Origin of the sequence: Phenylobacterium sp., from assembly GCF_024508875.1 — a bacterium.
Taxonomy (GTDB): domain Bacteria; phylum Pseudomonadota; class Alphaproteobacteria; order Caulobacterales; family Caulobacteraceae; genus Phenylobacterium.
Genome location: NZ_JANINU010000005.1, coordinates 1 through 9,156 on the forward strand (window position 1 = coordinate 1; position 9,156 = coordinate 9,156).

A 9,156-nucleotide genomic window follows, 5' to 3' on the forward strand; every position below is an offset into this window, starting at 1 on the left:
ACGAGGGCGACGCCATCACGCCCTTCTACGACCCGATGATCGCCAAGCTGATCGCCCACGCCGACACGCGCGACGAGGCGATCGCCCAGCTGGCCGAGGCGTGCGGCGAGGTCGAAGTGTGGCCGGTGAAGACGAACGCCGCCTTCCTGGTGCGCTGCCTGGAGACGCCGGACTTCATCGTCGGCAGCGTCGACACGGGCCTGATCGGGCGCGAGCTGGAGACGCTGACGGCGGCGGCCGAGCCCTCGCCCGAGGCGCTGGCGACGGCCGGATGGGCCTTCCGCGAGGCGGTCGAGCAGCGCGCCGCCGAAACCACGCCGTGGGTGGACCTGAAGGGCTTCCGTCTGAACGCCCCCGCAGTTACGACGACGCGCCTGTTCTACGGCGACCAGGTGGTCGAGGCCGAGATGCCCGGCGAGCCGACACGTTTCATCCACGTGGAGAGCGAGGAAGCGGTCGTCGTCTTCGAGGGCGGCGAGGCGTTCGTGTTCCGCGACCATCCGCCGGTGGCCGACGCGGGCGGCGGCGCGGGCGACGGGCAGGTTCGCGCGCCGATGCCGGGCAAGATCACCCAGCTCTCGGTCAAGGCGGGCGAGACGGTGACCAAGGGCCAGCCGCTGCTGACCCTCGAGGCCATGAAGATGGAGCACGCCCTCAGCGCGCCGTTCGATGGCGTGGTCGAGGACCTGGCGGCCGAGCTGGGCGCCCAGGTCAGCGAAGGCGCCCTGCTGGCGAAGCTGACGCCGGCGCGCTAGCCCCCGCTACCAGGCGTTCTCCACTTCCTCGGCGAAGCCGAGCAGGTCCTGGAAGGCCACCTTGCGGCCGTCATCGAGGATCGCCGTACCCGAGAAGCGGCCGAACACCTGGTGGGTGATCGATCGGATGATCTTGAAGTCCGAGGCGTCGGCCCGGTCGAGGATCGGCTCGAAGGTCATCTCCAGCCGTCCGTCGTTGCTGGAGAAGCGCCAGGGGGCTCCGTCGTAGGTTCCCTCCGGCAGGTGGAAGGTCACCTGGTCCAGCTTGTCGGCCACGCCGTCGTGGAAGACCATGTTCTCGGACGCGGCCGAGGTGTCGCCGAAGCCGTAGCCGATGTTGAAGCCGAAGGGGACGCCGTCCACGAGGCCCGAGGCCGAGCCCCAGTACCAGACGTTGCGATAGGTCCAGACGCCCCGGCCCCAGTCGAGCACGCCGAAGGCCCTGTCAGGGGTAAAGGCGTAGGTCTGATCGCCCACGACGACCTCGCCGGTCGCCGGCATGCAGTTGATCTTCTGGTTGTAGTAGAAGGCCTTTGGCGCGTTCGGCCAGGGCGTGGCGATCACCATGCGATCCATCGGCGGCTGGGCCAGATGCAGCGTCCCGCGCAGTCCCTTGCCGCCCATGAAGCCCGGGCAGTCGAGGGTCAGGCTGCGGCCGCCGTCGGTGTGGCGGAAGGCGAGCTTCAGCTTCGGGTGATCCTGCACGATGTCGCCCGCGTCGGCGCTCGGCGGCATCCGCATCCGCCCCAGCGGGAAGGGCGTCATCACGCTCTCGGCGACCGCCGAGCGGGCGCGGAAGTCGAACCAGGTGGCCGACAAGAAGCCCATGTAGCCGTTGTCGGCCACCACCGCGGCCAAGCCGTAGTCGCCGGCCAGGACGCAGTAGTAGTCCCACTCCTTGATCCGCAGCGGCGAGGCGGCGATGGCGGCGCGGTCGTAGCGCCGGACCTCGCGCCGGGCCCAACCCGGCTCTGCGAGGCGGCCCTTGCGGTCCAGCAGGTCGCCCGGTCCCAGTTCGTTCTGCGCCACGTCGGCCCCTCCCCCGAATCTTTCCGTGCATCAGAACAGGCGGGGCGGCCCCGGCCTAGCTGTTGCGCAGCAGCGCCATGGTCCCCTGGCCGCCGTCGGCGCAGATGGAGACCACCGCCCAGGTCCCGGCCGGCATCGCGGCCAGCTCCTTCACCGCCTGGGACAAGATCCGCGCGCCGGTGGCCCCGAACGGATGGCCCAGCGCCGTCGAGCCGCCGTTGGGGTTCATGCGCTCGACAGGGAAGCGGCCGAAGGTGTTCGCGACGCCCGCCTTGTCGCGCAGGAAGGCGTCGTCCTGCAGCGCCTTGATATGGGTGGCGACCTGGGCGGCGAACGCCTCGTGGATCTCCCAGAGGCCGACGTCATCGTACTTGAGGCCGTGGCGCGCCAGCAGCTTGGGGATGCCGTAGGCCGGCGACATCAGCAGATACTCGTGATGCAGATCGATGGCGTTGATCTCGTAGTCGACGAGGCGCACGCGCGGCGTCGCGGCGGGCAGGCGGTCCAGGCCCCTGGCGGTGGCCACCCAGAGCCCCGCCGCGCCGTCGGTCAGCGGGCTGGAGTTGCCGGCCGTGAGGGTGCCCTTGCCGCTCATGCGGTCGAAGGACGGCTTGAGGGCGGCGAGCTTCTCCAGGCTGGTGTCGGCGCGCACCGTCGTGTCGTGCCCGGCCTCGGCCATGCGGATCACCAGGTCGTCGAAGAAGCCGGCCTTCCAGGCGGCCGCGGCGTTCTGGTGGCTGGCGAGCGCGATCCGGTCCTGCTCCTCGCGGCTGATCGCCCAGCCCTTGGCCATGTCCTCGGTGTGCTCGCCCATGCTCTTGCCGGTGACCCGGTTCTGGATCTTGGGCACGTGCAGGCGCACGTCGGCGAGGCGCGTGTGGCTTATGGCGGTTAGCCGGTCGCCGAAGCTGCGGGCCTCCATGATCTTCCGCAGGTCGTCGGAAAGGTTCTGTGTCAGGCCGATCTGCACCCGACTCATGCTCTCGACGCCGCCCACGAGGGCCAGGTCGCGGCCGCGGCCGTCCAGCATCCCCGCCGCCTGGAATGCGCCGGCCATGCTGGTCGAGCACGCCATGACAGTGGAAAAGGCCGGGATCGAGGGATCCGCGCCGGCGTCCAGCAGGGCCTCGCGGGCGATGTTGCTCCAGGCCAAATTCGGGATCACCGCCCCCCAGACGGCGAGGTCGGGCTTGGCCCCCTCGGCGAGCATGGCCTGGATGACCGGGACCGAAAGCTGGAGCGCGTCCTTGCCGGCCAGCACGCCGCCGGCCCGCGCGAAGGGCGTGCGCTTTCCCGCCGCCAGCCAGATGCCGTCACCCGCCGTGGATTTCACCGCCGCCCGCGCCATGGAAGTCTCCGCTGCTCAAGCGCAAGAGATGGCCCTTCCGGCGCCGACCTACCAGCCAGACGAAGGTGTTACGCGCCCGCCACGATCCCCTTGTCGTGCAGGCGGGCGATCTCGCCGCCGTCCATGCCCAGGACTTCGGCGAGCACCTCGTCGGTATGCTGGCCCAGCTTCGGGGCGGGGGCGACCGGCCGGCGTGCGTCCTGCGGGATCGTGCCCATGGCGCCGGGAGCCGGGTAGCTGAGCCCGCTGGGATGGGTGATCGTCTCGAACAGCGGGTTGCCCTTGAACAGGCGGGAATCCTCCAGCGCCTGTTCCAGCGTCTGGTAGCTGCCCCAGGTCACGCCGCCGGCGTCGAAGGCGGGGGTGAGCTCGGCCGCCGTCCGGGCGGCGAAGGCTCGCTCGAACAACGGATACAGCCGGGCGCGGTGCGCAAAGCGAAGCCCCTCGTCCTTCGCGAACGAGACGCCCAGCTCGGCCTCCAGCGCGGCGGCCTCGGCGCCGATACCCAGGGCCTCCAGCGCCTTGCTCCACTGCTTGGGCGTGATGGCCAGCAGCATCAGCTTCACGCCGTCCTTGGTGGTGAAGTCGCGGCCGAAGGCGCCAAAGACGTCGTTGCCCATCCGCTCGCGCTGATGGCCGGTGAGCCAGGTCTCGGCGGTGAAGCCCAGGTTGGCCATGGTGGCGGCGCCGATGTCGCTGAGCGGCGCGCGGATCTCCCGGCCGCCCTGCCCGCGCATCCGGGCCAGCAGCGCCGAGACCATGGCGAAGGCGCAGTAGGCGCCGGTGAGCAGATCCCACGCGGCCAGGACGTGGTTCACCGGCCGCTCGTCGCCGACCGGGCCGGTCATAAGCGGCAGGCCGAGGGCCGAGTTGATCGTGTAGTCCATGCCCTGGGAGCCGTCGGCCCAGCCCATGACCCGCACGCAGATCAGGTCGTCCCGCAGCGCCTTCAGCTTGTCGTATGACAAGAAGCCGTCGACCGGGAAGTTGGTGACGAACAGGCCGCCGTCGTCGCCCGGCGCGGCGGCCAGGCGCTGGGCGATCTCCCGGCCCTCGGGCGCGGCGAGGTCGATGGCGATCGACTTCTTGCCCTTGTTCAAGCCTTCCCAGTAGAGGCTCGACCCGTTGTCGGCGAGCGGCCAGCGGCGGAAATCGGGGCCCCCGCCGATGGCGTCGAAGCGGATCACCTCGGCGCCCATCTGGGCCAGGTAGAGGCCGCAGGTCGGCGCCGCCACGAAGGCCGAACCCTCGACGACACGGAGGCCCTTCAGCAGATCGTACATGGTTCCTCCGCGAGCTGACGGACGGTCATCGCAGGCTGACGTTCCGTACGCCAACCGTCCCTCTCCCGAATGGGGAGGGTGGCAAGCGAAGCGAGACGCGTGGGGACGTGTGGGCCGGGCGCCCAGCCTGATCCAGCACGCCCCACCCTGACGGCTCCGCCGTCTGTCCCTTCCCATCAAGGGAGGGACTGGCGCTAACCCACCAGCTTGCCGACCTCGTCCACCTCGTCGGGCGTGAGTCGCCAGTCGGCCGTGGCCGCGTTCGTGCGGACCTGCTCGGGGGTCGTGGCCCCGGCGATGACGGAGCTGACCACGGGGTGGCCGAGCAGCCAGGCGAAGGCGAGCTCCAGGATCGTGTGATCCCGCTCCTTCGCCCAGGCCTCCAGTTTCTCGACCCGGTCGAAGTTGGCGTCGCTCATGGCCGCCTGGCCGCGCGCGCCCCAGGCGGCGAGCCGGGTGCCCTCGGCCGGGGCCACGCCACGCTGGTACTTGCCGGACAGCAGGCCCGAGGCCAGCGGGAAGAACGGCAGGAAACCCAGGCCGAAGTGCTCGCAGGCCGGAAGCACCTCGCGCTCCACGTCGCGCTCCAGCAGCGAGAAGAGGTTCTGCGCCGAGACGAAGCGGCTCTGGCCGGCAGATGTCCAATCCGCATCCGCAATCTGCCAACCACTGTAGTTGGAATTGCCCAGGTAGCGGACCTTGCCCTGCGTCACGAGGTCGTCGAGCGCCCGCAGGGTCTCGTCGACGGGGGTGTCGGGGTCGGGCTGGTGATGCTGGTAAAGGTCGATGTAGTCGGTCCCGAGCCGGCGCAGGCTGTCCTCGACGGCCTGCATGATCCACTTCCGGGACCCGCCGCGCTTCTTGGGGTCCTGGCCGATCTGCATGCCGAACTTGGTGGCCAGCACCACCTCGTGCCGCCGTTTGCCGAGCGCCTTGCCCAGGAACTCCTCGGACTTCGTGCCGCCGTAGATGTCGGCGGTGTCGAAAAGGGTGATCCCGGCGTCGATGGCGGCGTCGACCACGGCCTGCGTCTGGGCCGCGTCGATCCGCATGCCGAAGTTGTTGCAGCCCAGGCCGACCACGCTGACCTTCAGGCCCGAATTCCCCAGGCGCCGCACCTTCATCCCGCATCCTCCGTCCGTCTTGTTCTGGCGGCGGGACGGTAGCCCCGCGCGAGGGGCGGAGGCCAGCGGATAGCGGCGGTCTTCAGAATGACTACCGCGCCGTTCACCTTGCAGATTCAGGATATCGCAAGGCGGGCGTCCTTAACGTGCCGAGATAGAACAAGAATTGTCGGTCGGGTGTCGCGGATGCGCGTCGTAACCATTGTCAGCCTCGCCGCTTCCGCGGTCCTGGGGCTTGGCGCTCTCTTCGTCGCGAAGATCGCCCTGCCCAACGCGGCGGCGGCGAAGAGTCCGATCCGCCCCGAGGCGGTCGGCCAGCCGGTCGTCGTGGCCTCGCGGCCGCTGAAATACGGCGAGAAGCTCGACGCCGGCATGCTGAAGATCATCAAGGTCCCCGAGACCGCCGTGCCCGAGGGCGCGTACACGACCGTCGAGCAAGCCCTGGCCGCCGACCATGGCGGCGCGCCGGTGGTGCTGACCCCCATCGCGGGTAAGGAAGCGGTGCTGCCGACCAAGCTGTCGGGCCCGGGCTCGCGCCCGATCGTCTCGGCCGAGGTGGCCGAAGGGATGCGCGCCTATACGCTGAAGGTGAACGACGCCTCGGGCGTCGGCGGCCACGCCCTGCCCGGCGACCACGTCGACGTGGTGCTGATGCGCGACCTCACCCCGCGCGGCGACCAGCGCAACTACATCTCCTACGTGGTGGTCCAGAACGCCCGGGTGCTGGGCATCGACCTGAACGCCGACCCCACGTCGAACAAGCCGGCCACGCCCAACACGGCCACGATCGAGGTCTCGGTCGAGGACTCGCAGAAGCTGGCGATCGCCTCGACCCTCGGCGAGCTCTCGCTGGCCCTGCGCCGCAACGGCCAGGCCGATATCGCCAAGGCGCCGCCGATGCGCACCTCCGACTTCCTCGGCGGCGCGCCGGCCGTGCGCACCTCCGGCCCGGCGCGCAGCGGTCCGGCGCGTCCGTTCTCCGCCATCCTGATCGTCGAGGGCGAGGCCAACAAGCGTCCGCGCGTCTCGAAAGCCCCGGCCCCGCCGCCGGCGGCGGCGCCCGTGCCGCAGTTGCCGACCGCGACGAGCTGAGGCCGCCCGCATGTTCCAGATCCCCCGCCCCGTCCTCGCCGCGCTCAGCGGCCTGTCGCTGGCCATGGCCGGCCTGATCGCCGCCGCGCCGGCGCACGCCCAGGTGATGGCGAGCGAGCCGGTGATGCGCCGCACGATCCACGTGCCGCGGGACAAGTCGCTGCAGTTCCGGCTGCCCGGCCCCGCCTCGCGCATCGTCATCGCCCAGCCCGAGATCGCGAAGGTCACGGCGACGTCGAATTCGAGCTTCTATGTCCAGGGGATCGAGTTCGGCTCGACGAACATGCTGGTCTACGGCCCCGGCGGACAGCTTTCGCAGGTGATCGACGTGCGCGTCGGCTACGACGCCGACGGGCTGCAGCAGGACCTTACCGCCGCCTTCCCGAACGAGCCGATCCGCGTCCGGAACCTGGGCGAGGTGTTGATGCTGACGGGCGAGATCTCGAACTCGGGCGTCCAGGCCAGCGCCGAGAAGATCGCCGAGAAGTACGCGCCCGAGTCCGTGATCTCGCGCCTGACCATCACCAACTCGCAGCAGGTGGTGCTGGAAGTCCGCATCCTGGAGGCCAGCCGCTCGGCCATGCAGGACCTGGGCGTCAACATGAACCTGCTCAACAACTCGGTTTCGATGCTGACGGGCGCGGGCCTGGTCGGCTCGACCCCGCCGCATGGCGCGATTTCGCTGCGCAGCCGGTTCGGCGACACCACGACGCTCGACAGCCAGTTGCAGGCGCTTGAGGAGAAGGGCGCGCTGCGCACCCTGGCGCGGCCGAACCTGGTGGCGATCTCGGGGCAGAAGGCCAGCTTCCTGGCCGGCGGCGAGTTCCCGTTCCCCGTGCCACAGGACCTCGACAAGATCTCGATCGAGTTCAAGCCCTACGGCGTGAAGCTGAACTTCACCCCCCTGGTGCAGGACAACGGCTGGATCCGCCTGAACGTCGAGCCCGAGGTGAGCCAGCTCGACTTCAACAACGCCCTGACGATCCGCGACTTCATCGTGCCCGCCCTGACCGTGCGGCGCGCGGCGACCACGCTGGAGCTGAAGCCGGGCGACACGTTCGCGATGGCCGGTCTGTTCCAGCACAACTACGAGAACGGCATCCAGCAGTTCCCCGGCCTGGCCAACCTGCCGGTCCTCGGCTCGCTGTTCCGCTCGGCCCGTTGGAAGCGCTCGGAGAGCGAGCTGCTGATCATCGTGACGCCGCGCCTCAGCACGGCCGCCGACCGCCAGATCGCCCCCATCGACTCCCTGCCGGGCAAGGAGGTCTCAAAGAGCGACCTGTTCCTGTTCGGCAGGGCCCACGACAAACCGCTGCCGCGCGACGACGGCAAATCCGACCCGGTGAAGTGACTCCCATATGCTGCGTTCGAAGCCCGCCGCCTCTTCCGCCAACCTGATCCCGGGCCGCCGGATTCTGGCCTTGGGCGCCCGCCTGGGGGCCCTGACGGACGGACCTCTGGCCGGCGCGCTGCTGGAGATGGGCGCGGTGGCCCAGGTCGAGGCGCTGACCCCCGGGGCGTTCGACCTCGTGCTGATCGACGCCGACGCGTGGGACGCCTCGGCCCTGGCGACCTGCGTCAAGGCGTTGTCGTCGCTGCGTGGAGCCCCGCCGCTGCTGATGGTGGGCGAGAACCTCGCGGCCGGCCTCGTGCGCAACGTCCTGCGCCTGTCCGCCGCCGATATCCTGGAGGCCCCCTATTCCGACGAGGACCTGAAGTCGGCGGTGGAAGCGCTGCTGGCGCAGGCGCAGCCCGCCGCCGCGGCGGCCACCGGCGCCACGTCGCGCTGCTGGGGCGTCACCGGCGCCGTCGGCGGCTCGGGCGCAACCACCATCGCGATCGAGATCGCCTACGCCCTCGCCGCCCAGTCCGGGAAGGATCGCTCGGTCTGCCTGGTCGACCTGAACCTCGCCGACGGCGCGTCGGCCGCCTACCTGGGCGCGCAGCCCACGACCCGCCTCGCCGATTTCGGCAACGTCGCGGACCGGATGGACGCGGCGATGCTGCAGGCCTTCGTGACGCCGGTGTCCAAGGGCCTCGATCTGATGGCCGGCGTCCGCGACCCCAACGCCTTCGACGCCGTCTCCCGCGAGACGGTGCTGCGCATGCTGGAAGTGGCGTGCGAGGTCTACGAATGGGTCATCCTCGACCTGCCGCGCCACCGCCGGCCCTGGACGCTGGACGCCCTCGCCGGCTGCGACGAGGTGCTGGTGATCTCGGAACTGACCGTGCCGGCGCTGCTGGCGGCCCGCGCCTATTCCGACGAGATCGAGGACGCGCTGTCGGCGGGCCTGCGCCCGCGGATCGTGCTGAACCGGCTCGCGAGCCGGATGTTCGGGCCGGCCCCGTCGATGGCCGAGGCCGAGAAGGCCCTGCAGCGCAAGGCCGAGGCCGGCGTGAGCTCGGACTGGGAAGCGGCGGCGGCGTCGGCCAACCTGGGCGGCCCGATCGCCCAGCACCGGCCCAAGTCCAAGATCGTCAAGGACGTGCAGAGCCTCGTCGAACGTCTGGCGGCCCAGCCGCCC

General features: G+C 70.4%; 8 protein-coding genes. 4 read left to right on the plus strand and 4 right to left on the minus strand.

What is annotated here, in order from left to right:
• Positions 1–755: biotin/lipoyl-containing protein (locus Q0L11_RS01140; protein WP_296595005.1), on the plus strand; the 755-nt coding region annotated here is incomplete at its 5' end.
• Positions 756–761: 6 nt separating this feature from the next.
• Here Q0L11_RS01140 and Q0L11_RS01145 read toward each other — a convergent pair.
• The 4 genes from Q0L11_RS01145 to Q0L11_RS01160 all read right to left on the minus strand — a co-directional run bounded on the left by Q0L11_RS01145 (position 762) and on the right by Q0L11_RS01160 (position 5,539).
• The gene (locus Q0L11_RS01145; protein WP_296595006.1) at positions 762–1,784 is read right to left on the minus strand and encodes a DUF2804 domain-containing protein; all 1,023 of its coding nucleotides are present in this window, start codon (positions 1,782–1,784) and stop codon (positions 762–764) included.
• 55 nt (positions 1,785–1,839) lie between these two features.
• Positions 1,840–3,132 (minus strand): acetyl-CoA C-acyltransferase, encoded by a 1,293-nt coding sequence (locus Q0L11_RS01150; RefSeq protein ID WP_296595007.1) that lies wholly within the window; start codon positions 3,130–3,132, stop codon positions 1,840–1,842.
• A gap of 68 nt (positions 3,133–3,200) precedes the next feature.
• On the minus strand, positions 3,201–4,415 hold the full coding sequence (locus Q0L11_RS01155) for a CoA transferase (protein WP_296595008.1): 1,215 nt from the start codon (positions 4,413–4,415) through the stop codon (positions 3,201–3,203).
• A gap of 194 nt (positions 4,416–4,609) precedes the next feature.
• On the minus strand, positions 4,610–5,539 hold the full coding sequence (locus tag Q0L11_RS01160) for an aldo/keto reductase (RefSeq protein ID WP_296595009.1): 930 nt from the start codon (positions 5,537–5,539) through the stop codon (positions 4,610–4,612).
• A 186-nt stretch (positions 5,540–5,725) separates the two neighbouring features.
• Between Q0L11_RS01160 and cpaB the strand changes: the two genes are divergently transcribed.
• From cpaB to Q0L11_RS01175, 3 genes are all read left to right on the plus strand, one after another.
• Positions 5,726–6,631, plus strand: coding sequence for a Flp pilus assembly protein CpaB (gene cpaB / locus Q0L11_RS01165; protein ID WP_296595010.1), 906 nt, complete (start codon positions 5,726–5,728; stop codon positions 6,629–6,631).
• Between the two features lie 10 nt (positions 6,632–6,641).
• Positions 6,642–7,982 carry a type II and III secretion system protein family protein gene (locus Q0L11_RS01170; RefSeq protein ID WP_296595011.1) on the plus strand — a complete coding sequence of 447 codons (1,341 nt, stop codon included), beginning with the start codon at positions 6,642–6,644 and terminating at the stop codon, positions 7,980–7,982.
• A gap of 7 nt (positions 7,983–7,989) precedes the next feature.
• A partial coding sequence (locus tag Q0L11_RS01175; RefSeq protein WP_296595012.1) for a cellulose synthase operon protein YhjQ/BcsQ occupies positions 7,990–9,156 on the plus strand: 1,167 nt, incomplete at its 3' end.